Below are 23991 nucleotides of genomic sequence, written 5' to 3'. Positions count from 1 at the left end.
CACCGGGCGCCCGGTTCCGCTTCGGCCGGGATCGGCGCTCGCGCCCCGGCCCCGGGCGCAGGACAGTGGACGTATGAGCGCGCACGCTGTCCACGAGGGCGGGGACGACGGCCTCGGCGATCTCGGTGATCTCGACGACCTGGCCGCTTCGGCGCGGGCGGAACTCGTGCGGGTGATCGAGGCGAGCGGGGCCTGGGCCGGTGATCCGGCCTGGCGGGAGGCGTTCGAGGCGGTGCCTCGGCATCTGTTCGTGCCGTACTACTACGCCGGTGCCGTGTCCGGACGGCAGCGGCTGTGGGGCGAGAGTCCTGACCGGCGGACACGTGAGCGCTGGTTGCGTGGCGCCTACGCGGACGTGCCGCTCGCGACCCGGGTACGCGACGGCGAGCTGGTCTCCTCCAGCAGTCAGCCCTCACTCATGGCCATGATGCTCACCGAGCTGGAGGTCGAGGACGGGCACCGTGTCCTGGAGATCGGCGCCGGTACGGGATACAACGCGGCGCTGCTCGCCCACCGCCTCGGCGACGCGTACGTCACGACGGTTGATCTGGACCCGGAGATCACCGAGTCGGCCCGGCGGCATCTGGCCGCCGCCGGTCACCATCCGGTCGTCGTCACCGGCGACGGCGCCCGCGGAGTGCCCGAGCGGGCTCCCTTCGACCGGATCATCGCGACCTGCACACTCAGCTCGGTCCCGCGCGCGTGGCTCGCCCAGTGCCGCCCCGGCGCCCGTGTTCTGACGCCGTTCGCCACCGGCCTGGCCGCCCTCACGGTCCTCGACGAGGAGCACGCCGAGGGTCGCTTCCTGCACACGTCCGCCTACTTCGTGCCGTTGCGCGGCGAGAGCCGGCCCGAGCCGGACATCCCGCACCTGGGCGCACTCCCGGCCCGGACGCGCGAGCACGAACTGTTCCGGTTCCTGCTGGCGCTCACCCGGGGCAGCCTCGACCCGCAGGAGGCCTACGCGCTGTGGGAACGCGAGGACCGTCCGGTACGGGAGCGGTACGGGATCACCGTCAGCGGCGACCAGGAGTGGGCCTGGCTCGACGAACCCACGGGTCCGTACGCCTGGCCCCTTCCCGTCTGACCGCGGCCGCTCCGCCCTGTTGCCGGCCTATCCCCGGCGGATCGTGATCGTCGTCCACGCGCCCACGTGCACCCGGTCGCCGTCCTGCAGCGGTACGGGGACGAAGGGCTGGATGGGCTCCTCGGAGTTGTTGACCGTCGTGCCGTTGGTCGAGTTCTGGTCGACGACCGCCCAGCTGCCGTCGGGTTGCTGGACCAGCACCGCGTGCTGGTGCGAGACGCCCGGGTCCTCCGGCGGCACCGCCAGGTCGATGTCCGGGGACTCGCCCGTGGAGTGACGGCGGCGGCCGATGGTGATCTGGTTGCCGGTGAGCGGGCGCTGCTGCTCCGGCGAGTACGCGGGCAGGTTCAGCCCCGCAGCCTCGGGGCCGGAGCGCTGCATCATCGCCATGAAGTACTCGCGGTCCGGGCCGATCGTCGCGGACCAGGTCAGCGGCCGCTGTTGTTGCTGCTGCCCGTAGCCGTAGCCGCCGCCCGGAGAGGGCGGGGCCTGGGTGGGGCCGGGCTGCGGATAGCCGTAGCCGCCGCCGGCCGGTGCGGGCGGGCCGGACTGTCCACCCGGGCCGCCGGAGGGCGGGGAGATCACCCAGTCGTCGTCACCGCCGCCGAAGCCGCCACCGGGACCGGACGGCGAACCGCCGGGCCGGCCCGTCTCCTGCGGGAACGCGGGCGGGAAGGGCGGACCGGACGGCTGGAAAGCCTGCGGAGCACCACCGGGCGGCTGGTATCCCTGGGGCCCGCCGGAGGTGGGTGCGGGACCGGACGGGGGGTATCCCTGCGATCCGCCGGGTCCGCCGGGCTGGTAACCCTGCGGGCCACCCGGGGACGTACTGCCGGGGCCGCCGGGGGTCGGGCCGGGCGGCGGGGGGACCGGGCGGGACGGGTCGCCGCCGAAGGGCGGGATCGGTTCGGCGGGGCGGTTGATCTGCGACGGGCGCGAGCTCTGGTAGTCGTACCCGTCACCGCCGCCGTAGGACGGTCCCGACTGGCTGGGCGGCGGAGGCTGGAAGCGCTGGCCGGGGCCCGCGCCACCGGGGCCCCCTCCGTACCCCTGGCCCGGTCCGGGCGCCGGCGGGCGCGGGGCGGCCGGGGTGTACGAGGTCGCCGTGTTCGTCAGGAAGTTCCACCGGCACTCCTCGCAGAACGGAGCGCCCCCCTCACGCGGGGTGCGGCACTGCGGGCACAGCTCCTGCTCGGCGTCCGGTACGGCGGACAGGTGCGAGCGGCTGCCGGGCGCCCCGGTGGCGGAACCGGGCGGCGGATAGGCGTAACCGGGCGCCGGTGGTGGCGGCGGGGGCGGGGGCACGGCACCGGCCATGCGGTGACCGCAGACCTCGCACCAGTCGTCGGAACCCGACTGGTGTCCGTTCGGGCAGGTCGGCATGTCGGCTCTTCCCCCTCTCCTCTTCGCTTCTTCTTCGCTGCGTTTTGTGCGGTTACTTCTTTACACGAACAGTCTTTGTGGACCGTGTTTCGAGTGTCATCTCGTCGGCCTCCTCGACCTTCGCCTTCAGTCGCACAGTACCTGCCGCGGCGTCGACCACGTCCACCACCTTCGCAAGCAGTTTCGCAGTATCCGCGTTTCCGGAGGCGCTGGCGAGCTGAACGGCTCGTCCCAGCTTGGCCGTTGCACCGTCGATATCCCCCGCTTTGCGGGCATCCAGACCCTGCTGGATGACTTCCGCCAGTTCGGCCTGACCTGTGTAGTGCGCGACCTGCGGATTGATCGACGTCGAGGCCGCCATGTCGTCGGTCCACACAGCCCGTACGAGGCCCTGTGCGCCGAGGTTCTGGGCGCTGCCGTCGGGCTGCGGGATCACCAGGGAGACACGGGCGGCCAGCATCTCCTGGCCAAGGCCGGCGGAGGGCACCTCGACGCACACGTGGTAGTCGCGCGACTCGTCCCCCCAGGAGCCGGTGGGGTAGTCACCGGCGCGCGGACCGGCCTCCGTGCGGCGGTCGGTCAACTCCTCGACGGTGGGCGCCACCTGCTTGACGAACTTGATCTCCGTGCCGACCGGGGTCCACAGCCGGAGGGCGACGTCCGCGACCTCCTTGCCCATCGCCGTCTCCATCATCTGCGTGAAGTCGGCGGCGAGGCCGGCCGGGTCGGCGACGATGTCGGAGGTGCCGAGCAGCGCGGAGGCGATCGCGGTGACCTCCTTGACCTCCCAGTCGGTGCCCACACCGCGTGCGTCACAGGTGAAGCGGCCGGCGCAGGAGTCCAGGGCGGCCTTCAGGTCCTCCGGCGACTCGTGCTCGTTGCGGCCGTCGGTGAGGAGGATGCCGTGCCGGATGGCGACCTCGGACGAGGACAGCAGCCGGTCGGCGAGGCGCAGCCAGGTGCCGATGGCCGTGCCGCCGCCCGCGGTCAGCCGGCGCAGCGCCTGCTTGGCCTGCTCACGGGTGGTGGCGTCGGCGATCGCGAGCCGCCCGCCGCCCGGATAGACCTCCCTGGCGACGTGTGTGCCGTCGATCACCGTGAAGTGCACACCGTCGCGTACCGCGTCGATCGCGGCGGCCGTCGCCTCCCGGGCGCCCCGCATCTTGGTCGGCGGGTAGTCCATCGAGCCGGAGCAGTCGACCATGATCGCCACGGCCGCGTCCGGGCTCTGGCCCGGTGAGTAGACGTGGGGTGCCGCAACCGCGGTGCCGACCGTGCCGCCACCGGTCGCGGTGACCGTCACGATCGCGCTGACCTCACGCCCGCCGTCGGGCAGGTACTCGTTCTGGTAGACGTCCACCGAGAACTGCGGCACGTTCGACTTCGAGAAATTGGCCATGCCTGCTTCGCTCCCCCTCGAAAACCCCACATCCGTGGAGCAGTGACTTTATGCGGACCGGTCCCCTCCGGTCCTTCTGGGGGCACCCCCGTGTCAGTGCCCTCAGGCCGATCCTGCCCCCTGCGAGGGGGCGGGGAACGGCACGACGGCCACTGTTACGTTGTCGTGGCCCCCACCGTCCAGGGCGTGGCCGAGCAGAACCCGGGCGGCGTGCAGCGGACGCGACGCGGCGTCCGGCGGGAGAACCTCGGCCAACTCGTCCGCGGCCTCCGCGTAGTTCCACAGCCCGTCCGTGCACACCACCACCACACCGGGCCGGTCCGGCTTGAAGGAAGCGGTGTGCGGCTCCAGTTCGTACGCGTCCGCGCCGAGCCAGCCCGTGATGGCGTGGGCACGCTCGTCGGCGTACGCCTCCGCCTCGTTCATCAGGCCCGCCGCGACCATCTGCGCGGCCCACGAGTCGTCCTCGGTGAGCCGGGCCGGGGCGGTGGAGCGGTCCAGCGGGACCCAGTAGGCGCGGCTGTCGCCGACCCAGCCGACGACCAGCAGGGACGGGGTGACGACGCAGCCCACCAGGGTGCAGGCCGGCGAGTTCTGGTGCGGGGCGTGCTCGCGGGCCCCGGCGGGCTCGTCCGCCAGCGCGTTCACGGCGTGCGAGGCGGCGAGGATCGCCTCGTGCATCGCCTGCTGCGGATGGGCGCCCTGGGGCAGGGCGGCCATCAGCGAGTCGCCGGCCGCCCGGGACGCGGCCAGCGAGGCCTCGTCGGGGCGGGTCGCCGAGGAGACGCCGTCGCAGACGATCGCGACCAGCGCGGGTGTGCGGTTCGGCAGCGTGGTGTGGGAGATCGCGTACGCGTCCTCGTTGCGATGGTGGCGCAGACCCCGGTCGGTGACCGCGGCGAGGGGACCGACCTCGTCCTCCATGTGGTCGCGCTCGCGCGGCTGGGCGTGCCCGCAGTTCTCGCAGTAGCCGTCGTTGTCGACCCGCCCCGCCCGGCAGGCCACGCACACCTTGGTGCCGGCCGGCGGGGTGGGGGCCTCCGCGGAGCGCGGGGCGGGCGCCTGGAGCGGGTACTCGTCGGGCTCACCGCCGGCGGCCCGGTCAAACCGGACGCCCGTGGCAGGCGAGACCGGCGACCCGGTGGGCGGCGGCCCGGGCATCGGCGGCCGGCCCGGAACCGGCGGGAGCGGGTTCTCGCCCGAGTCGATGCCCCGGAGGTCGGCCGCCAGGTGAACCGGCGCCGGCGTGCCGGAGCTGCTGGACTCGGGAGCGTGGGGCCAGTCCACGGAAGCGGCCTCCGGAGGCGGGTGCGGTGCGGACGCGAGGGCGCCGCTCAGGGTGAGCGTCGGAAAGTCACCGGGGCGCGGGGGCACGGCCGACAGGTCGTACCCGCACGCGCCACAGAACCGGTCGTCGGATTCGATCGGCTCCTCACAGCTCGGGCACCGGGTCAGGGCGGTCGGCCGGGGTGGCTCGGGCATCTGGGACATCAACTACACCCACGTCCGGGGGCGGTAACGGTTGGCACGTTCCACCAGGTCGATCCTCTCCTCGCCGCCCTGCGCGAGCCGGGCAAGCGTCCGGTACGAGCGCTCCAGCCCGAAACGCAGACCACGCTCGTCCAGGTCGCTGCCGAGCAGCACCCGCCCCCCGACGGCCGGGGGGGCGGAAACCTGGTCCTGGGAGAGTATCCAGTCCAGCGCGCAGCCGAGGACTTCCGCCGACAGCTGCTCCCGCCGGACCGCGTCCAGGCCGTATCCGGCGAGCGCTTCCACCTGCCCGGCGGACGCGATCAGATCGTCCAGGAACGGTGCGTCCGCGGCGACGGCCGTCCGCTGCCGCAACCGCGCCCGCACGGCGGCCACGCGGGCCGCCGTGTAGTGGATCGAGGACTCCGGAACCGACTCCAGCGTCTTCACGGCACTACGGCGGTCGCCCGCCGCCAACTGGACGCGGGCCAGCCCGAACGCGGCGCTCACATAGCTCGGGTCGGTCGTCCACACCAGCCGGTAGTACTCGGCGGCGTTGTCGAGCTGCCCCAGGACCTCCGCGCACAGCCCGAGGGCCAGCTTGGGCGGACTCTCGCCCGGGAAGGCGTCGTAGATCGCGTCGAAGGACAGCGCGGCACTCTCGTGATCGCCCGTCACCAGCGCGGCCACGCCCTGGTACCAGACCACCCGCCAGTCGTCGGGGCGCTCCTCCTCCAGCTGGACCAGCGACTCCAGGGCGGTCGCCGAGTCGCCGTTCTCCAGCCGGGCCCGCACCTCCCGCAGCCGGGTCTCCGTCGACTGCGCCGGCGCCACCGCGAGGGCGGCTATCAGCTCCCCGGCGGCCGACGCCAACAGCCCCGCCAGGAAGCCCGCGTTGGGGTCGGTCGGGTCGACGCGGGGCACGGGCAGCGCGAGCGCGGCGGCGGCGGCGTCGATGGCCTTCACGAGACGCGGGGTCCCGCCGAGCGCCCTGGTGGCGCCTTCGGGGGCGGAAGGGGCCTGCGCCGAGGATTTCTTCCGGGGCGCTGTCACTCGGGCCCCCAGCCGCGACACCTCCCCGTCCAGCGCGCCGAACAACTCCGCGTCCGTGACCTTCACCTCGGGCCCGAACAGCGTCGACAGCGCGGGCCTGGCCCGGCCCGTCTGGAGGGACACGACCTCGCGCAGTACGCCCGTCAGCTGCTCGGACATCTCCTGCGCGGACGCGAACCGGCGGGCCGGGTCGGGATCGGTGGCGCGGACCAGGAGCCGGTAGAACGACTCGTACTGGCGGAAGACCTCGATGTGGTCGGGGTCGGGCAGGGAGTCCACGAACACGTTCGTGTAGCCCTGGAAGTCGAACGTCATGACGGCGAGCGTGCGCGCGACCGTGTACAGGTCGGACGCCACCGACGGGCCGACCTCCGCGACCTCCGGCGCCTGGTAGCCGACCGTGCCGTAGATGGCCGACTCGTCGTCGTCCACTCTGCGGACCGCGCCCATGTCGATCAGCTTCAGCTGGTCCTCGGTCTGGATCGCGTTGTCGACCTTGAAGTCGCAGTACAGCAGGTTGCGGCTGTGCAGATAACCGAGCGCCTCAAGCGCCTCGATGCCGTACGCGCACGCCTGCTCCACCGGCAGTGGGTCCCGCTTGCCGTCCGGGGTACGGCGGTCGTTGGCGATCTCCTTCAGCGACTTGCCGCCGACGTACTCCATGACGATGTAGCCGTCGAGCGAGCCCGTGCGCTGGTCCAGGTGCTCGACGAAGTTGTAGATCCGCACGATGTTGGCGTGCACGGTCTCCGCGAGGAAGCGCCGCTCGGAGATCGCCGCCGCCATCGCGTCCTGGTCACCGGTGTCCAGCAGCCCCTTCAGGACCACCCACTGGTCCGACACCGCGCGGTCCACGGCGAGGTAGACCCAGCCGAGGCCGCCGTGCGCCAGACAGCCCACCACCTCGTACTGGCCGCGCACGATGTCACCGGTGTGCAGCTTGGGCGCGAACGAATACGGGTGCCCGCACTTCGTGCAGAAGCCCTCCGTACGCCCCGGCCGCCCCTCGCCGCGCGCCCGTCCCACCGGCACCCCGCAGTCGGAGCGCGAGCAGAACCGCTTGCGCTCGGGCACCTCCGGGTTCTCCAGCACCATCGACCGCGGATCGGGCCGCGGCACCCCCGGCACATCGACCAGGCCCGCACCGAGCCGGCCGCGCCCGGTCGACCCGGCGGTCGAACCCGAGCTGCGCACCGACACCGAGCGGCCCGTCGACTTCCCCGACAGGGACCGCGACAACCGGCCGGACACCGAGCGGCGGGACTGCGAGGAACGGGAGGTGCGGGACGTACGGGCGGAGGCACGCGAACTGTTCGAGGACGAACTCCCGCCCCCCGAGCCCCGTCTGCCGCTCCCGGCGACCCCGGTGGACGGTGAACCGACCATGCCGCCGGACACGACCGGCGCGAGTCCGCACGTGTCGCAGTACAGCTCACCGCCGCCCATGTCCTCGTAACTGCCCTCGCAGTCGGGCCGCTGGCACTTCTGCTGTTCGGACTCGGTCATCAGTAGTCCCCCCTCCGGTCACTGGGTCCGGCCTGGCCGGGCACCCGCGGGCCGCCGAAGAACTCGGCGGCGGCCTGCTGGTAACGCAGCACGGCCTGCTCCGCGACCCGCAGGTCGCAGGGCGCGCTCCACAGCATGCGGCGCGCGGCGTCGTACCGCTCGATCAGCAGCGGATCCTCCGCGAGGCCGTGCCGGGCGACCTTCGCCTTGTACGCGTCGAGCCGGCCGCGCAGCTCCGCGCGGACCGCCAGCGGCTGGGTGACAGCCGTCAACGACTCGCGGGCACGCATCAGTTCGTCCTCCGCCTTGGCCTCCAGCGACTCCAGGAGCGGCGAGAGCCGGTGCCACTGGGCATGTCTGCGGTACTCGGAGGCCATCGACAGCTGCTCCTGCAACGCCGTGGGCGGCCCGCTCACGGCAGGCACCTCCGACGCGGCGATCTTCGCCAGCACCTCACCGCGCGCGCTGCGCGCCTCGGCGAGGGTGCGGTCCGCCCGGGACAGCACGTCACGCAGCTTCACGAGCCGCGCCTCCGCGTCCTGGCGGACCGTCAGCACGGCGTCGATCTCCCTGCGTACGTCCTCCAGAGCGCGCGCCTCACGGTCGTACACCGTGGTGTCCGGACGGCCGCCGCCGGGCGCCGAACTGCCCTGCGCGGGCAGCCAGAACGCCAGGGGGTCGGAGATCACCCGCTCGCGCAGGGCGGTCAGGGTGCGGGTGATGCGCTCCAGGTCGTCGCCCGCCGGGTGCTCGCCGGGGCGTACGCCCACGGAGTGCGCCAGCTGGCGGGTGCGCTGCAGCTCCGCGGCCAGTAAATCTATCCGCGCGGGCAGGGCCGACCAGACCGCGTCGGAGGTGACGACCATGTCCAGCGACGTCGCGTACAGCTCGTTCATCCGCTCCACCAGGCCGGCCAGCGAGTACAGCTGGCTGAGCTTCCCGGTGCCGTGCAGGGTGGGCGCGTTGGCCGTCGCCGTGGCGCTGCCCGCGACCGTGACGCACTCGCCGCGCAGCAGCTCCGTCAGCTCCACCAGGTCCTCGCGGCTGGACCAGCGGCGACGCGAACGGATGTCACGGGCGGAGCGGAACGTGTCCGAGTACGCGTCGAAGTACGCCCACAGCAGCGTGATCGACGCGTCAGCGGCCGTCCAGCGCTCCTTGGTCGTGCCGGTGAGCTCGGCGCCTTCGAGGAGTCTGCGGCCCGCGTGGTCCTGAAGGGCGAGGAGCGAGGTCTCGATCGCCTCGTGCTCCGCGCCGAGCCGCGCCAGCGCACGGTCCACCTCGTCCCGGTCCATCACCGGCCCGGTGGCTCCCGTGACGCCCATCGATCACCTCGACTACTCGTGTGTTTGCTCGTTCGGTCGGCTCTTCGGTCAGCTTTTCGGTCGGTCGGTGAACGTCACTTGTAGCGGGGCACCGGCGGCTTCGCCGACTCCGAGCCGCTGCCCAGGGTCGGGGACAGCCACTTGTCGTACGACGCCTGCCAGCCGCCGTCCTGGCGGTACTGCTCCAGTATGCGATTGACCCGTGCGGCCAGGTCGTTCGCACCCTTCTTCACCGCCACGCCGTAGTAGTCGGTGGTGAACGTGCCGCCCTTCAGCTCCACCGTCGGGTCCTGTGCCGCCTGGCTCGCGGCGAGCGCGCCGTCGGTCACCACCGCGTCCACCTCGCCGAGTTGGAGACGGACGAGACAGTCGAGCTGGCTGGGGACGGTCGTCGAGATGTCGGCGGTGGCGACCGCGGCCTTCTTCGCCGCCTTGTCGTCCGTCAGCTTCTCGAGCGCGGTGGAGCCCTCCGCCGAGCAGATCCGCTTGCCGTCGAGCGTCTTGTCGTACCCCTTGATCGTGGAGATCTTGGGTGCGAGGACCTGCTGCCCGGTGAGGAAGTACGGCGCGGAGAACGACACGTCGTCCAGCCGCTTGCAGGTGATCGTCATCGTGCGGACGATCATGTCGACGCGGCCGTCCTGGATGGCCGGGATGCGCTGGTTGGTCGGGATGGCCTTGAACTGGACGGCGTCCTCGTTGCCGAGGATGTCCTTGGCGATCCGGTGGACCAGATCGATGTCGAAGCCCTCCAGCTCCGCCTTCGGGCCGCCGTTCGGATCGCGGTAGCCCCAGCGGTAGCTGTTCTGGTCGACGCCGACGATCAGCCGCCGGTCCTTGCGGGCCTTGATCTTCTCGATCGTCGTCCCGTCCAGCGAGGACGGTGCCGGGCTCCGGTCCTGCGGGTTCACGCAGTCCGCCGCGGCCCTCGCCTGAATGCCCTCGGCCACCCCCTGGCCGCCCGTGCCCGCACTGCCGTCGCCGTGCGACTGCGTCAACGGGAGCAGCAGTGCGAAGGCCACCGCGAGGGCGCAGACGGCCGCCATCGCCCCCACACCGCCCCAGCCCCGCAGTCCGGCCCGCAGAGTCCGGAGACCGGCCCGCAAGGCCTGGAGGCCGGTGCGCGCACCGCGCGCAAGCCACCGAGCGTTCATCGTCACGCCCCCTCTCTTCGCCCTCATCGCCCGAACTCCCTTGCCGCCGAACTCCCTTGTACCGCTTCGCACCGCATCAGCGGTACTCCGACAGCCTGCGCCCGATGCCGAGCACCGCGCCCGCCGCGCCCAGTACGGCGAGGCCCGCGGCGCCCCCCGGGAGGCCGGCCATCGCGTCCCGGCCGTTCACGGCCGCCTGTTGGAACTCCGTCTGCTCATGGCCGATGGCGGTCCTCAGCGCCTTGTCCACGCTGTCGAAGCACTCGCCGGTCGGCTTGTCCTTCTTGTCCCCTATGACACGGGCGAGCGCCTGCTGGAAGTCACCCGACTCGTACTCCTCCTGCGCCTCGTTGTGGCGGGTCTTCCACTCCTTCATACCGCCGACTGCCGACGTGACCGGCGTCTTGCCCGCCTGGTCGTCGGCGAGCCGCTCGGCCTGGGCCAGACCCTTGCCGAGCGCGCTCATGTCGCCCTCGAAGTCGTGGTCGTACGCGTCGACGACCTTGCCGTCGGAGAGTTCGACCGTCTCCGCGCCGCGCGCCACCAGCGTCAGGTTCTCGTTGCCGCGCGCCTTGAGGGAGGCGATCCGGGCGTCGTGCAGCACGTTCAGTGAGCGGATGCCGTGGTCGTAGGAGTCGTTGAGCCCGGAGCGGGCGAGGCTCTGCCCGGCGACCAGCCACAGCAGGACGATCGTCGCGGTGGCCGTCGCCGCGACCAGACCGTGGTTCAGTACCCGGTTCGTACGCCGGTAGTTGCGCCGCTGGGTCCACACGAGGGCGCCGAGCACGACGACGCCGAGACCGATCGCCGCCCATGGGTACGAGGTCGCGTCCGCGTAGTCGGAGCCGAGCCGCTGGTTCTCCTTGGCGTAGAGCTTCTCCGCCTGCGGGAGCATCTGGTCCTGCATCGTCTCGTTCGCCAGCCGCAGGTACGAGCCGCCGACCGGGAAGCCCAGCCGGTTGTTGGCGCGGGCCCGCTCGATGTACCCCGTGTACTCCGACAGGAGCTTGTTGAGGTTGGCGATCGTCGTCGCGGCCTCGGAGTCCGGCTCGGAGTTGGTCGCGGCGGCGGAGAGCTTGGCGGCGGCGTTGCTGATGTCCTCCTGGTAGCGCTTGCGGGAGGTCGCCGTCTCGTCACCACCGGCCAGGAAACCGCTGGAGGCGGCGGTGTTGGCGTCCGCGAGGGAGCTGTAGATGTCCGCCGCCGCGGAACTGAGGGGCTGGCTGTTGTGCAGCACGTCGTCCGCGGCGGACGACCGGTCGGTCATTTGCCAGGCGGTGACGGCACCGAACGCGACGACGAGCGCGGCGAGGAGGGCGCCGATGATCCGCAGCCGCCCGGGCTCGGTGGTCGCGGCGGCCCGCAACTGGTCGACGCCCTCGGCGAAGGCCGTGCGGCGCGGAGGCTGGGGGACGCCGGGAGCGGAACCCCTGCCTCCCTGCGAGGGGATGCCGGGCAGGGCCGAGGCCGCGGGCGTCCCGGACACGCCTGACGTGCCGGGTCCCCCCGGCGAGTCGGGCGTCGGTGGTGCCGCACTGCTCGTAGCTGTCACTGTGACCTCCCCCATGGTCATCCGTCACCGCCAGTATCGCCCCCGGCACTGACAATCCGCACCGACCTTGACTGGATCTTGATCGGATCGCAAAGCGGCAGCGTTGTGTCGCAGTGCGGTGGTGTGGTGCCGGGTCGCGCTGCCCTGCATTCGGACATACCCGCGCCCCCCGCACCACCCCTCTGCCCATGAATACGCCGGAGGAATCTGTTCGGTTCCCGTACGAAGCTGGTCAGACCTCGTAGAAGCGTCGTACGCGCGCGTGCGCCTCCGCCGGGGCGTCCGTGTGATCGAGGCCCAGCAGCGCCGCCCCCAGTACGGGCCGTGCCGTCACCACCTGGGCCACCGCCTTGGGCGCCCGGGCGGCGAGCAGCTCGGTGATGCGGTCCGTCAACCGGGCGTGCCGGGCCGCCAGTACACCCCCGCCGAGCAGCACCGGGGTCTCCTCTTCGAGGAGACCGAGGCGGCCGAGCGCGACCGTGGCCATGGCCACCACCTCGTCGGCCAGCCGGTCCACCAGCGCGCACGCCACCGGGTCACCGTCCGCCGCCGTGGCGAACAGCACCGGCGTCAGCTCGTGGCGCCGCGCGTTGTCGACGCCCCCCAGATGCAGGGCCTCGATGAGCGCGTACATGGAGGTGAGCCCGAAGTGGGCGGGCAGGGCGGACATCAGGGCCGTCGGACCGCCCCGACCGTCCTCCGCCCGTGCCGCGTGCCACATGGCCTCCTCCGCCAGACCCCAGCCCCCGCCCCAGTCGCCGGAGACCCGCCCCAGCGCGGGGAAGCGGGCGGTGCGGCCGTCCGGGGTCATCCCCACGCAGTTGATGCCGGCGCCGCAGACGACGGCGACCCCGCGCGGCTCGGTGATCCCGGCCCGCAGGATCGCGAAGGTGTCGTTGCGTACGTCGACACTCGCGCCCCACGCGCGCGCGTGCAGCGCGGCGGCGAACTGCCGCTCCTCCACGGGGAAGTCGGCGTTCGCCAGACACGCCGAGACCCGGTCGACGGCGGTGACCCCGGCGGCGGTGAAGGCCTCGGCGACGGCGGCGGCCAGCCCGGAGACCGCGACGTCCAGTCCGTCGGTCGGCGGCCGGAACCCCCCGCCCCGCGCGGTGGCCAGCACCTCCCCGTCGGCCGCGACCACCGCCACGTCGGTCTTGCTGTTGCCGGCGTCGACGGCGAGGACGTGTGCGGTCATGCCCACGCGAGATGCTCCCGGTTGTGCGCGATCAGGGTGTCGGTCAGGGTGTCGGCGTACTCGTACTGGCCGACCAGCGGATGCGCGAGCAGCGCCCGGAACACTCGGTTCCGCCCGCCGTGCAGCGCGGCCTCCAGGGCCAGTTCCTCGTAGGCGGTGACGTTGGCGATCAGCCCCGCGTACAGGGGGTCGACAGCCGGGACGGCCAGGGGAGTGGCCCCCGTCCGGCCCACCGCGGCCTGGGTCTCGATGACCGCGTCGTCCGGCAGGAAGGGCAGCGTTCCCCTGTTGTACGTGTTCACCACCTGGTAGGGACTGCCGCCCCCGCCCAGCAGCGACGCGGCGAGATCCACCGCCGCCTCCGAGTAGAAGGCGCCCCCGCGCTTGGCGAGCAGCTCCGGTTTCTCGTCCAGGGCCGGATCGCCGTACATGCGCAGCAGTTCCGCCTCCATCGCCGCGACCTCGGCCGCCCGGGAGGGCTTGGTGCGTAGTTCGCGTACGACGCTGTCGTGGGCGTAGTAGTAGCGCAGGTAGTAGGACGGGACCGTCTCCAGACGGTCGAGGACCGTACGCGGAAGACGGAGGTCGTCGGAGATCCGGTCGCCGTACTCGCCGAGCAGCCGGGGGAGGACGTCCTCGCCCTCGGGGCCGCCAAGCCGGACGCCTGTCTCCCAGGTGAGGTGGTTGAGGCCCACGTGGTCCAGGTGGATGTCGGCCGGGGTCACTCCCAGCAGCGCGGCGAACTTCCGCTGGAAGCCGATCGCCACGTTGCACAGGCCGACCGCCTTGTGGCCGGCCTCCAGGAGGGCGCGGGTGACGATGCCCACCGGGTTGGTGAAGTCGATGATCCAGGCGTTCGGGTTGGTCCGCCGGACGCGCTCGGCGATGTCCAGGACGACCGGCACCGTGCGCAGCGCCTTGGCGAGGCCGCCCGCGCCGGTCGTCTCCTGGCCCACGCAGCCGCACTCCAGCGGCCAGGTCTCGTCCTGCTGCCTGGCCGCCTGGCCGCCGACGCGCAGTTGCAGCAGGACGGCGTCGGCGCCCTCGACACCCGCGTCGAGGTCGTCGGTGGTGACGATCTTTCCGTTGTGACCCTGCTTGGCGAAGATCCGCCGGGCGAGCCCGCCGACCAGCTCCAGCCGTTCGGCGGCCGGGTCGACGAGCACCAGCTCCTCTATGGGCAGGGTGTCCCGCAACCGGGCGAAACCGTCGATGAGTTCGGGGGTGTAGGTCGAACCGCCGCCGACCACGGTGAGTTTCATATGCGGATCAACCCTTTACGCCGGTGAGAGTGACGCCTTCGACGAACGCCTTCTGGGCGAAGAAGAACACGATGAGCACGGGGGCCAGGACGAGCATGGTGGCCGCCATGGTGAGGTTCCAGTCGGTGTGGTGGGCGCCCTTGAAGGACTCCAGGCCGTAACTCAGCGTCCAGGCGCCCGGGTTCTCGGATGCGTAGATCTGGGGGCCGAAGTAGTCGTTCCAGGCGTTGAAGAACTGGAAGAGGGCGATGGCGGCGATCCCGGGCTTCGCCATCGGCAGGATGACCTTCAGCAGGGTCCGCAGATCCCCGCAGCCGTCCACCTTCGCCGCGTCCACGTACTCGTTCGGGATGGTCATCAGGAACTGGCGCAGCAGGAAGATCGAGAACGCGTCGCCGAACGCCAGCGGGATGATCATCGGCCACAGTGTGCCGGACAGGTCCAGCTGCTTCGCCCAGAACAGGTACATCGGGATGACGACCACCTGGGGAGGCAGCATCATCATCGAGATCACCAGCATGAGCGTCAGATTCCGGCCCCGGAAGCGGAACTTGGCGAGCGCGTACGCCACGGGGACCGACGACACGACGGTCAGGACGGTGCCCAGTCCGGCGTAGATCAGGGTGTTCTTCCACCAGGTGAGGAAGCCGGGGGTGTCGAAGACCTTGCGGTAGTTGGACCACTCCCAGGTGTGCGGGATCAGGTCCCGGCTGAGCGCCTGCGAGTCGCTCATCAGCGACGTCAGGAACACGAACACGAAGGGCAGGGTGAAGAAGAGGGCCGCCGCGACACCGAGGGAGTGGACCGCGATCCACTCCAGGAGTGCCCTGCGGCGGGCCGTGCGCTCGGCGGGGGAGGCGGGGGCCTTCAACTCCACCGGCCGTTCCAGTACTTGAGCCATGTCCTGGGCCATGTCAGTCACCTGCCTGGATGAGACCGCCCCGGCGCCGCATCAGCAGCGCGGTGAACGCCATCGACATGGCGAACAGCACCAGGGCGACAACGCACGCGGAGCCGTAGTCGAAGCGCTGGAAGCCGAGGTTGTAGACGAGTTGGGGGAGGGTGAGCGTGGAGTGCTCGGGATAGCCGGGCTCGAAGTTGGTGCCCGCGCCCTGGATCACGCCCGAGGCGACCTTCCCGGCCACCAGTGGCTGCGTGTAGTACTGCATCGCCCCGATGACGCCGGTCACGACGGCGAACATGATGATCGGCGAGATGTTCGGCAGCGTCACGTACCGGAACCGCTGCCAGGGCGTCGCGCCGTCCAGCTCGGCCGCCTCGTACTGCTCCCTCGGTACGTCGAGCAGCGCGGCCATGAAGATCACCATCAGGTCGCCGATGCCCCACAGGGCCAGCATGGTGAGCGCCGGCTTGGACCAGGTGGGGTCGTTGAACCAGCCCGGCGCCGGGATGCCGATCTTCTCCAGGATCGAGTTGACCGGTCCCGTACCGGGGTTGAGGAGGAACGCGAACGCCATGGTCGCGGCCACCGGCGGGGCGAGGTAGGGCAGGTAGAAGAGGGTGCGGAAGATCCCCGTACCCGTCTTGATCTTCGTGATGAGCATGCCGATCCCGAGTCCGAACAGGACACGGAGGGTCACCATGATCACGACCAGCCACAGGGTGTTGCGCAGGGCGGGCCAGAAGAAGGGATAGGACTCGAAGACGTACTTCCAGTTCTTCGTCCCGCTCCAGGTCGGCGGCTTGAAGCCGTCGTAGTGCATGAACGAGAAGTAGACCGTCGAGATCATCGGGTACGCGAAGAAGACCGTGAAACCGATCAGCCAGGGCGAGAGGAAGGCGAGGGTGCGCAGCCTCGAACGCCTGTGCTTCGCCCGCAGGGTGTAGATGGCGGCCATGGTCACTTCGCCTGCGCGATGTCCGTGTCGATCTGCGCCGCCGCCTTCTTCAGGCCCGCCTTCAGGTCGGTGACCTTGCCGCTCTCGTAGTCGTAGCCGAGCTGCTGGATGGTGGTGAGGTAGACGCCGCCGTTGATCGAGGCGGGCGAGGTGGTCGAGTTGGGGTTCGCGGCGATGTCGAGGAAGGTCTTGAAGCGCGGGTCGTACTTCAGCTTCGGGGACTTCAGCGCCGCGAGCGTCGAGGGCACGTTGTGGATCGCGTTGGAGAAGCCGACCACCGCGTCCGTGTCCGTGGTGATGTACTTGACCAGCTCCCAGGCCGCGTTCTGCTTCTTGCTGGTGGCGGCGATACCGGCGATGGTGCCGGTGATGTAGCCCTTGCCGTACTGGTCGGCCTGGTCGTCGGGCACGGGCAGCGGGGCGACGCCGATCTCGAAGTCGGGCTTCGCGTCCAGCGCCATCCCCAGACGCCACTCGCCGTCCATCTGCATGGCCACCTGGCCGGTCTGGAAGGGGTGCTTGGGGCCCCACTCGTCACCGAGCCCGGAGCGGAACTTCTCCAGCTTCCTGAAGCCGCCGAGGTCGTCGACGAGCTTCTTCTGCACGGCGAAGGCACCGGCGACGGCCGGGTCGGTGGCGATCGTCGACTTGCCGGACGCGTCGAAGTACGTCGGCCCGAACTGGCCCATGTAGTGCTCGGTGGTCGTCTCCCAGCCGTGGTAGTCCGGCATGAAACCGAGCTGCTTGTACGTGTCGCCCTGGGGGATCGTCAGCTTCTTGGCGTCGGCCTCGAACTCGGACCAGGTCTTTGGCGGAGTGGTGATCCCGGCCGTCTTGAAGGCGGTCTTGTTGTAGTAGAGGCCGTACGCGTCGCCGAGCAGCGGGACGGCGCAGCGGTTGCCGTCGTACTGGGTGTACTGGCTCATCGCCTTCGGGAAGGTCGCCGCCGGGTCGATGCCCGCCTTCTTGAAGAACGGGTTCAGGTCGACCAGCGCGCCCGACGAGCAGAACTTGCCGACGCCGTTGGTGGTGAACGACGAGATCACGTCGGGGGCCTTGCTGCCGCCCGCGCGCAGCGCCTGGTTCATCTTGTCGTCGGTCATGTTGCCGACGACGTTGACGTGGATGTTCGGGTGGGCCTTCTCGAAGCCGGCGACCAGCGCCTTCACTCCCGCCACCTCGTTCGGCGCGCTCCAGGCGTGCCAGAAGGTGATGGTGGTGTCCTTCGAGGCGTCGTCTTGGGTGCCGGCCGCCGATTCCGGCTGGCCGGTACAGGCCGTGGCGAGGAGGGCCGTCGAGGCGGAAACGGCGAGTGCGGCGACGACTTTTCTTGACATTCCGGGCATGGCGAGGTCTCCCAGGGAAGGGCGTGGCGGGGCAGGGGACTTGCGAGGGTGAATGAGGGCGAAATGTGCGGGTGAATCAGGGAGTGCGGGTGCTCAGCGGGAGGTGTCGAAGACCTCGTCGCGGGTGGTCGCGAGGGCGCTCTCCAACGCGCCCCGCAGCACGGGGTGTTCGCGTACGTCGCCCACGAGCAGCCGGGGCCGGGCCGCGGCCAGTTCCTCCAGCTCGGCCTGGACCAGACCGCGCAGGGGTTCGCCGCCCGCAGTCAGGGAGGCGCCGCTGAGGACGACGAGTTCGGGGTCGAGGACGGAGACGAGCGAGGCCAGACCGGTGGCCAGGCCGGTCGCGTACGTTTCGAGGAGCCGCCGGTGGGGGCCGGCGTTGATGTCGGCGGCCTGGGCGACGAGGGCGGCGGCGACCTCGGCGTACGGGCCCTCGGGGACGGGGCTGATGCCCAGCTCGCGGGCGAGCCGGGGGATGACCTGTGAACCGGCCAGCTCCTGGTAGCCGCCGCTGCCGGCCCTGCTGACCTGCCGGACGAGGGGTGTGCCCGGCACGGGCAGGAAGCCGACCTCGCCGGCGCCGCCGGTCCAGCCGCGGTGCAGTCGGCCGCCGAGGACGAGCGCGGCACCGAGTCCGCCCTCGTTCCACAGGAGCACGAAGTCGTCGTGCCCTCTGGCGGCGCCGAGGCGCTGCTCGGCGATGGCGGCGAGGTTCACGTCGTTCTCGTACTCCACCGGCATCGGGAGCGCGGCGGCGAGTTCGTCGAGGAGGGCCGGGGAGTGCCAGCCCGGGAGGTGGGAGGCGTAGCGCAGCCGGCCGGTGCCCGGGTCGAAGGCGCCCGGCGTCCCGATGACGAGCCGCCGGAGATCGGCGCGGGCCAGCCCCGCCGCCTTGACGGCACCGTCCAGGGCGTCGGTGACCTGCTGGACGACGGGCCGGGCGGGGCGCTTGCCGGGGGTGGGCAGTTCGTACTCGCCCACGGTCCGACCGGTGATGTCGGCGACCGCGGCCAGGACGCGTTCGGGGGTGACGTCGAGCCCGGCGGCGTACGCGGCGGTCGCGTTGACCTCGTACAGCTGGGCGTTCGGGCCGGGCCGGCCCTCGGTGGTGCCGGTCGCCAGCACGAGTCCGGCCGCTTCCAGACGGGCGAGCAGCTGTGAGGCGGTCGGCTTGGAGAGGCCGGTGAGTTTGCCGATCCGGGTGCGGGACAGGGGGCCGTGCTCCAGAAGGAGGTCCAGGGCCGCCCGGTCGTTCATGGCGCGCAGGACGCGGGGAGTGCCGGGCGTGCCTGCGGTTCCTGCGGTTCCTGCCATGAGTCTCTGCACCTGCCTTTCCGTGCCTTAGCTTTTCACAACGCGGATGACTGTTAGGAAGGTTTCCTATCGGATGGCGAGAAGATAGAACCGGACCAAGGGGGACGTCAAGGGGCAATGACGGGGCAACGAGAGAGACGGCGCCCCCGATTCGGGAACGCCGCCTCTCTCGTACAGGCCGCCGGGTGGCTCGTACGGCCTACCGGACCGGCCGTGCCGGTGCGATCGGGGACGCCGCCTCCACCTGGGGGGAGTCGGCGTTCGAGTACGCCGAGGGGGCCGCGACCGCCGCTGTCGGGCCCGCGTCCGGGTCCTCCTCCGGGATGACCGTGGTGCCGCCGACGACGCGGATGCCCGCCGCGTCCAGGGCCCGCTTGGCGCGCCAGCGCAGTTCGCGCTCCACCGTCAGGGACTTGCCCGGCATCGTCTTCGCCGTCAGGCGGACGACCATCGAGTCCAGCAGCACGCTGTCCAGGCCCAGGCTCTCGATCGGACCCCACAGCAGCTCGTTCCAGGGCTCTTCCCGGCTCATCTTCTCGCCGACCTCGTCGAGCGTCGCCTTCAGCCGCTCCAGGTCCACGTCCGCGCTCACGGTCACGTCCACGCCGGCCGTGGCCCAGCCCTGGGAGAGGTTGCCGATGCGCTTGACCTCGCCGTTTCGGACGTACCAGATCTCACCCTGGTCGCCGCGCAGCTTCGTCACCCGCAGGCCCACCTCGATCACCTCGCCCGACGCGACCCCCGCGTCGATCGTGTCCCCGACGCCGTACTGGTCCTCGAGGATCATGAACACGCCGGAGAGGAAGTCCGTCACCAGGTTGCGGGCGCCGAAACCGATCGCCACGCCCGCGACACCGGCGGAGGCGAGCAGCGGGGCCAGGTTGATCTGGAACGCGGAGAGCACCATCAGGGCCGCGGTGCCCAGGATGATGAAGCTTGCCACCGAGCGCAGCACCGAGCCGATCGCCTGGGAACGCTGACGCCGCCGCTCGACATTGACCAGCAGGCTGCCGAGGGCCGTGCCGCCGGACGGGCCGTCGGCCCCCTGGACCGTGCGGTTCATCCGGTCTATCAGCTTGGTGATGGCCCGCCGCACCACCGCTCTCAGCACGATCGCGATCACCAGGATCAGCAGAACCTTGAGGCCGATGGCCAGCCAGGTGGACCAGTTCTGCTCGACCCAGCTGGCGGCGTTCGTCGCACTCTCCTGGGCGTCCTGGAGCGACGGGACCAACGCGGTCGGTGACTCCGAGGGAGTCGGCGACGGCGACGGGCCGGCGGCGAGTAGGACGGCGGACAAGGACACGGGGGGTACCTCCAAAGCGGCCTGCCCCCGGTACGGATGGTTACGGCGTTCGGCTCGACGGTGAGCTCGTCATCAGGTCACGGAAAGGTCACCGGAAGGGCAGAACCACCACACTAACGGGGCAACGTGTGTGGATCGGCGCCATGTTCGAGGGAGAGACCGTGCTCACCTGGGGATGAAGAGGGTGTGGTCCCGGGGCATGAACGCAAGGTGTGGTCGAAAACACTCCCAGCCCGTTACCGGGACGTGGTGGCGCAGCCGCCGGGCGAGAGGGGAGACTGACTACAGATCGTCCCGGCGCGAGCCACGCGCCGCCGACGCCCAAGGAGGCATCCGTGCCGCATGTCCTGGTACTCAACGCGTCGTACGAGCCACTCGGCGTCGTACCGCTCCGACGCGCGCTCGTCCTCGTCCTGGAGAACAAGGCTGTCTCCCTCGAGGAATCGGGCGCCTTCCTGCACAGCGCGACCGTTACTGTCCCCGCACCCAGCGTGGTCCGGCTGAAGAGGTTCGTCCGGGTTCCCTACCGGGGGCCCGTTCCACTGACCCGTAGGGCGCTGTTCGCCCGCGACGGCGGCCGGTGCATGTACTGCGGCGCCGCCGCGACCAGCGTCGATCATGTCATCCCGCGTTCCCGTGGCGGTCAGCACCGCTGGGACAACGTGGTGGCGTCGTGCCGTCGCTGCAACCACACCAAGGCAGACCGCCATCTCATCGAGATCGGCTGGCGGCTGCGCCACAAACCCGCCCCGCCCACCGGTCTCGCCTGGCGCATCATCGGCACCGGGCACAGGGACCCGCGCTGGCTGCCGTACCTGCAGCCGTACGGCGCGGACGACGCGATGGCCCGGATCGACGGCATCTCAGCCTGACGTCCGGGCTTTCACATACCTGAATACACGTACGTGAATGCAACACGGATGCGATCCGGCCCTGGGAACCCCCGTTCCCCAGGGCCGGATCACTCATGCCCGGCCGCTCAGACGTACCTGAGCTCCGCCGGGCGCACCGAACGGCGCAGCAACGGCCAAGAGGTGGCGGCGGCGAGCAGGCAGGACACGTACACCGCCGGTGGCACCAGCAGCGTCGTGTACGGCACCGTGCGGCTGCCGTCCTGGGCGATGCCCCCGAACAGAACGCCGATCAGCAGCCCCCCGGCGCCCGCCAGCAGCATCGCCGGCGCGAGCGGCAGGGCCGTCTCCAGGAGCAGGGCCCGGCCGAGCACCGCGCGCGGCACCCCGGCGGCGGCCTGCGCGGCCAGCCCCCGGCGGCGGGCCGCCACCGACTCGGCGGTGCCCACACCGAGCCCGCAGAGCGTGATCACCAGGGCGACCAGCACGGCGGCACCGGTCAGGTCGACGCCGGTGGTGTAGAAGGACAGGGGCGCGGCCAGCATGTCCTCCCCGCGGTCGCGGAGCGACGTGAGGAGCACCTCCCGGACGCCGACGAACCCGGTGCCCACGGTGGTCACCAGCAGCACCGCCGCATGGGTGCGGGCGGCGGCCCACGGGTCGTCGCGCAGCCGTTCCGCCGCGATCAGCGTCGCCGGATCGGAGGTACGGGCCGCGAGGAACCGCCCCGTGATCCGGGCGGTGGCGCCGGTCAGCCACAGGGCACCCACCCCGGTGACGATCACCACGGAGAACACCAGCACGGGGGCGGTCTCGTACCCGCCGAACGTGTCCGGGGCCACCAGCAGCCCCACCAACAGCAGCCCCAGAGCCGCCGCCGGGACGGGCATCCGCGGGCCACGGCCCTCGCGCGGCGGCACCCGCCGGACCCGGCCCAGCGGCGAGGCGACGACGCGCCGCAGTGCCATGACGCTCACCAGCGCGCCCAGCACCGGCACGGCCACCGCGACCAGCGCCGTCCCGAACCAGACGAGAACCGGCGGCTGGTGCCACGCGCCCAGCAGGAGCAGCACGGAGACCGCAGTGGCGAGTACCGCCCCGAGCAGACAGGCGATCCCCGTCTCCAGCGCCGCGATCCGCCGCACCTGCGCCGGGCCGGCCCCCGCCAGCCGCAGCGCGGCCAGCCGCCGGTCCCGGTGGACCGCCCCGACCCGCGCGCACTGCCCGAGGAACCCGAGCACGGGCACGAGCAGCAGCACGAGGGCGAGGACGATGCCGGAGCGTTCCCCCTGGTGGTTCAGGAGTCCGGAGCCGAACGACACGTGGTACTGCCCGCGTATCGAGGCGACGGCCACGGCGGCCAGCGCGAACCCGGTGGCGAGCGCCGCGCCGACCACCGTGAGCCCGACCCGCCACCACTCCCGCCGGTCGGAACCCCGGGTGAGCAGCCAGGCGAGCCGCAGATCGGCCCGCAGGACGACCTTGCCGGCGGTCACGCCGTCACCTCCGCCGAGGTCACGGCGCCGTCGCTCAACCGCAGTTCGCGGTCCGCGTACGCCGCCACCTGGGCGTCGTGCGTGATCAGCAGGACCGCCGTGCCGGACTCGCGGGCCGTGTGTGTCAGGGCCACCATCACCTGCTCGCCCGCGAGGGAGTCCAGCGCGCCGGTCGGCTCGTCGGCGAAGACCACCTTCGGGCCGGTGACCAGGGCGCGGGCCAGTGAGACGCGCTGCGCCTGGCCGCCGCTCAGCTCGCCCGGTCGCAGCAGCTGCTGCCCGAGCACCCCGAACCGCTCCAGCCACTCGCCCGCCCGCTCGTGCGCCGCCGCGCGCGTGGTCCCGGCGAGCAGCAGGGGCAGTGCCACGTTGTCCAGGACGGTCAGCTCGGGAATCAGCTGGCCGAACTGGAAGACGACCCCGAACTCCGTGCGCCGCAGCTCGCTCAGCCGCCGCTCGGGCAGCGTGTCGAGCCGCTCCCCGGCGTACTCGACGATGCCCGCGTCCGGCCGGACGATCCCCGCCAGACAGTGCAGCAGCGTCGACTTCCCGCTGCCGCTCGCACCCGTGACGGCCAGGATCTCACCGGCCCGCAGCGCGACCGACGCACCGCGCAGCGCGGGCGTCCGGCCGTGCGCCTTGGACAGGCGGTGGGCCGAGAGCAACGGTGGCGCGGTGTCCCCGCTGGATGTGTCCCCGTTGGTGGTGGTCATGCCGTTTCGACCTCCGTGGTCAGTGTGGTGAGCCGGGCCATCGTCGTGGTCATCCAACGGAGGTCGGCGTCGAGGTGGTTGAGGGCGTAGTCCGCCGAGAGCACGGTCGAGAGGTCCGAGGCCGGCGAGGTCTTGACCGCCGTCAGCTCCCGCATCCGCGCCATGTGCGCGGCACGCTGGTCCAGCAGATACCCGGCCGGGTCCCCGCCGGTGAGGATCGCGACGACGACCTTGGCGAAGATCTCGTTGGTGACGTGCGGCGCGGGTGCGCTGATCTGCCGTACCCAGTCGGCGAGTTCACGCTCGCCGGCATCGGTCGCCCGGTACTTGGTCCGCTCCGGTCCGCCGTCCGCGTCGGTGCCGTCGACCTCCGCGAGTCCGTCGCGCACCAGGCGCTGCAGGGTCGTGTAGACCTGGCCATAGGCCAGCGGGCGGGCCTGCGGGAAGCGTTCGTCGTGCCGTCGCTTGAGGTCGTAGCCATGACTGGGCCCCCCGGCGAGCAGCCCCAGAAGGATGTGGCGGGTGCTCATGCCGAGCATTATGCACTGGGTACATGTACTGAGTGAATAGTGGAGCGGGGTGGGACGAGATCGGCGCAAGCAGTTGGACGGCTCGTGCAGCAGGCCCCGCCTCTCCACTGCTCCGACCGCATGGGTTCACCGGGTTGGTGTCTCCCGGGTTCCGCGACGTTTTCAGGGAGCGATCGTGGACGCCCAG

Annotated in this window: 19 protein-coding genes; 2 read left to right on the top strand and 17 right to left on the bottom strand. The window is 71.4% G+C overall.

Annotation, left to right across the window (positions count from 1 at the left end; genetic code table 11):
- Positions 1 to 73: 73 nt before the first annotated feature.
- Positions 74 to 1087 carry a methyltransferase domain-containing protein gene (locus tag OG241_RS19730; RefSeq protein ID WP_405816858.1) on the top strand — a complete coding sequence of 338 codons (1014 nt, stop codon included), beginning with the start codon at positions 74 to 76 and terminating at the stop codon, positions 1085 to 1087.
- A 27-nt stretch (positions 1088 to 1114) separates the two neighbouring features.
- On the opposite strand, the gene OG241_RS19725 is transcribed toward OG241_RS19730, so the two are convergent.
- From OG241_RS19725 to OG241_RS19660, 14 genes are all read right to left on the bottom strand, one after another.
- Positions 1115 to 2470 (bottom strand): FHA domain-containing protein, encoded by a 1356-nt coding sequence (locus OG241_RS19725; protein WP_405816857.1) that lies wholly within the window; start codon positions 2468 to 2470, stop codon positions 1115 to 1117.
- 52 nt (positions 2471 to 2522) lie between these two features.
- Positions 2523 to 3869 carry a vWA domain-containing protein gene (locus tag OG241_RS19720; protein ID WP_405816856.1) on the bottom strand — a complete coding sequence of 449 codons (1347 nt, stop codon included), beginning with the start codon at positions 3867 to 3869 and terminating at the stop codon, positions 2523 to 2525.
- Between the two features lie 102 nt (positions 3870 to 3971).
- Positions 3972 to 5363 (bottom strand): PP2C family serine/threonine-protein phosphatase, encoded by a 1392-nt coding sequence (locus OG241_RS19715; RefSeq protein ID WP_405816855.1) that lies wholly within the window; start codon positions 5361 to 5363, stop codon positions 3972 to 3974.
- The gene (locus OG241_RS19710) at positions 5364 to 7898 is read right to left on the bottom strand and encodes a tetratricopeptide repeat protein (RefSeq protein ID WP_405816854.1); all 2535 of its coding nucleotides are present in this window, start codon (positions 7896 to 7898) and stop codon (positions 5364 to 5366) included.
- On the bottom strand, positions 7898 to 9223 hold the full coding sequence (locus tag OG241_RS19705; protein WP_405816853.1) for a hypothetical protein: 1326 nt from the start codon (positions 9221 to 9223) through the stop codon (positions 7898 to 7900). Before OG241_RS19705 ends, OG241_RS19710 begins: the two co-directional genes overlap by 1 nt.
- 74 nt (positions 9224 to 9297) lie before the next feature.
- Positions 9298 to 10377, bottom strand: a complete 1080-nt coding sequence (locus OG241_RS19700; protein ID WP_405826315.1) for a glutamate ABC transporter substrate-binding protein — start codon at positions 10375 to 10377, stop codon at positions 9298 to 9300.
- 76 nt (positions 10378 to 10453) lie between these two features.
- On the bottom strand, positions 10454 to 11944 hold the full coding sequence (locus tag OG241_RS19695; RefSeq protein WP_405816852.1) for a hypothetical protein: 1491 nt from the start codon (positions 11942 to 11944) through the stop codon (positions 10454 to 10456).
- A 217-nt stretch (positions 11945 to 12161) separates the two neighbouring features.
- Positions 12162 to 13133: an N-acetylglucosamine kinase gene (locus OG241_RS19690; RefSeq protein ID WP_405816851.1), complete on the bottom strand. Its 972-nt coding sequence runs from the start codon at positions 13131 to 13133 to the stop codon at positions 12162 to 12164.
- Positions 13124 to 14389, bottom strand: a complete 1266-nt coding sequence (locus OG241_RS19685; RefSeq protein WP_405816850.1) for a 6-phospho-beta-glucosidase — start codon at positions 14387 to 14389, stop codon at positions 13124 to 13126. Before OG241_RS19685 ends, OG241_RS19690 begins: the two co-directional genes overlap by 10 nt.
- Positions 14390 to 14396: 7 nt before the next feature.
- Entirely contained in the window at positions 14397 to 15290 is an 894-nt protein-coding gene (locus OG241_RS19680; protein WP_405826313.1) for a carbohydrate ABC transporter permease, read from the bottom strand.
- A gap of 13 nt (positions 15291 to 15303) precedes the next feature.
- Complete coding sequence (locus OG241_RS19675; protein WP_405816849.1) at positions 15304 to 16248, bottom strand: carbohydrate ABC transporter permease; 945 nt, start codon at positions 16246 to 16248, stop codon at positions 15304 to 15306.
- 2 nt (positions 16249 to 16250) lie between these two features.
- On the bottom strand, positions 16251 to 17594 hold the full coding sequence (locus OG241_RS19670) for an ABC transporter substrate-binding protein (protein ID WP_405816848.1): 1344 nt from the start codon (positions 17592 to 17594) through the stop codon (positions 16251 to 16253).
- Positions 17595 to 17687: 93 nt separating this feature from the next.
- Positions 17688 to 18908, bottom strand: coding sequence for an ROK family protein (locus OG241_RS19665; RefSeq protein ID WP_405816847.1), 1221 nt, complete (start codon positions 18906 to 18908; stop codon positions 17688 to 17690).
- 199 nt (positions 18909 to 19107) lie between these two features.
- Entirely contained in the window at positions 19108 to 20214 is a 1107-nt protein-coding gene (locus tag OG241_RS19660; protein ID WP_405816846.1) for a mechanosensitive ion channel family protein, read from the bottom strand.
- A gap of 335 nt (positions 20215 to 20549) precedes the next feature.
- Here OG241_RS19660 and OG241_RS19655 point away from each other — a divergent pair, with 335 nt between their 5' ends.
- On the top strand, positions 20550 to 21086 hold the full coding sequence (locus tag OG241_RS19655) for an HNH endonuclease (protein WP_405816845.1): 537 nt from the start codon (positions 20550 to 20552) through the stop codon (positions 21084 to 21086).
- A 107-nt stretch (positions 21087 to 21193) separates the two neighbouring features.
- On the opposite strand, the gene OG241_RS19650 is transcribed toward OG241_RS19655, so the two are convergent.
- The 3 genes from OG241_RS19650 to OG241_RS19640 are packed head-to-tail and all read right to left on the bottom strand — an operon-like array spanning position 21194 to position 23804.
- A complete protein-coding gene (locus OG241_RS19650) occupies positions 21194 to 22561 on the bottom strand; it encodes an ABC transporter permease (protein ID WP_405816844.1) in 1368 nt (455 codons plus the stop codon).
- Positions 22558 to 23274, bottom strand: coding sequence for an ABC transporter ATP-binding protein (locus OG241_RS19645; RefSeq protein ID WP_405816843.1), 717 nt, complete (start codon positions 23272 to 23274; stop codon positions 22558 to 22560). Before OG241_RS19645 ends, OG241_RS19650 begins: the two co-directional genes overlap by 4 nt.
- Positions 23271 to 23804 (bottom strand): PadR family transcriptional regulator, encoded by a 534-nt coding sequence (locus tag OG241_RS19640; RefSeq protein ID WP_405816842.1) that lies wholly within the window; start codon positions 23802 to 23804, stop codon positions 23271 to 23273. The genes OG241_RS19645 and OG241_RS19640 overlap by 4 nt, the downstream gene beginning before the upstream one ends.
- Between the last annotated feature and the right edge of the window lie 187 nt (positions 23805 to 23991).

Origin of the sequence: Streptomyces sp. NBC_01390 (genome assembly GCF_045040105.1) — a bacterium.
Taxonomy (GTDB): domain Bacteria; phylum Actinomycetota; class Actinomycetes; order Streptomycetales; family Streptomycetaceae; genus Streptomyces.
Note: the sequence above shows the minus strand (reverse complement) of the source record. Positions and strands in the feature narration are given on the sequence as shown.

Coding starts and splice junctions, on each gene's coding strand:
- OG241_RS19665 (WP_405816847.1), bottom strand. CDS start 18,908: ATGGCAGGAACCGCAGGAACCGCAGGCACGCCCGGCACTCCCCGCGTC.
- OG241_RS19720 (WP_405816856.1), bottom strand. CDS start 3,869: ATGGCCAATTTCTCGAAGTCGAACGTGCCGCAGTTCTCGGTGGACGTC.
- OG241_RS19700 (WP_405826315.1), bottom strand. CDS start 10,377: ATGAACGCTCGGTGGCTTGCGCGCGGTGCGCGCACCGGCCTCCAGGCC.
- OG241_RS19675 (WP_405816849.1), bottom strand. CDS start 16,248: ATGGCCGCCATCTACACCCTGCGGGCGAAGCACAGGCGTTCGAGGCTG.
- OG241_RS19725 (WP_405816857.1), bottom strand. CDS start 2,470: ATGCCGACCTGCCCGAACGGACACCAGTCGGGTTCCGACGACTGGTGC.
- OG241_RS19695 (WP_405816852.1), bottom strand. CDS start 11,944: ATGGGGGAGGTCACAGTGACAGCTACGAGCAGTGCGGCACCACCGACG.
- OG241_RS19705 (WP_405816853.1), bottom strand. CDS start 9,223: ATGGGCGTCACGGGAGCCACCGGGCCGGTGATGGACCGGGACGAGGTG.
- OG241_RS19680 (WP_405826313.1), bottom strand. CDS start 15,290: ATGGCTCAAGTACTGGAACGGCCGGTGGAGTTGAAGGCCCCCGCCTCC.
- OG241_RS19730 (WP_405816858.1), top strand. CDS start 74: ATGAGCGCGCACGCTGTCCACGAGGGCGGGGACGACGGCCTCGGCGAT.
- OG241_RS19710 (WP_405816854.1), bottom strand. CDS start 7,898: ATGACCGAGTCCGAACAGCAGAAGTGCCAGCGGCCCGACTGCGAGGGC.
- OG241_RS19645 (WP_405816843.1), bottom strand. CDS start 23,274: ATGACCACCACCAACGGGGACACATCCAGCGGGGACACCGCGCCACCG.
- OG241_RS19685 (WP_405816850.1), bottom strand. CDS start 14,389: ATGAAACTCACCGTGGTCGGCGGCGGTTCGACCTACACCCCCGAACTC.
- OG241_RS19640 (WP_405816842.1), bottom strand. CDS start 23,804: ATGAGCACCCGCCACATCCTTCTGGGGCTGCTCGCCGGGGGGCCCAGT.
- OG241_RS19670 (WP_405816848.1), bottom strand. CDS start 17,594: ATGCCCGGAATGTCAAGAAAAGTCGTCGCCGCACTCGCCGTTTCCGCC.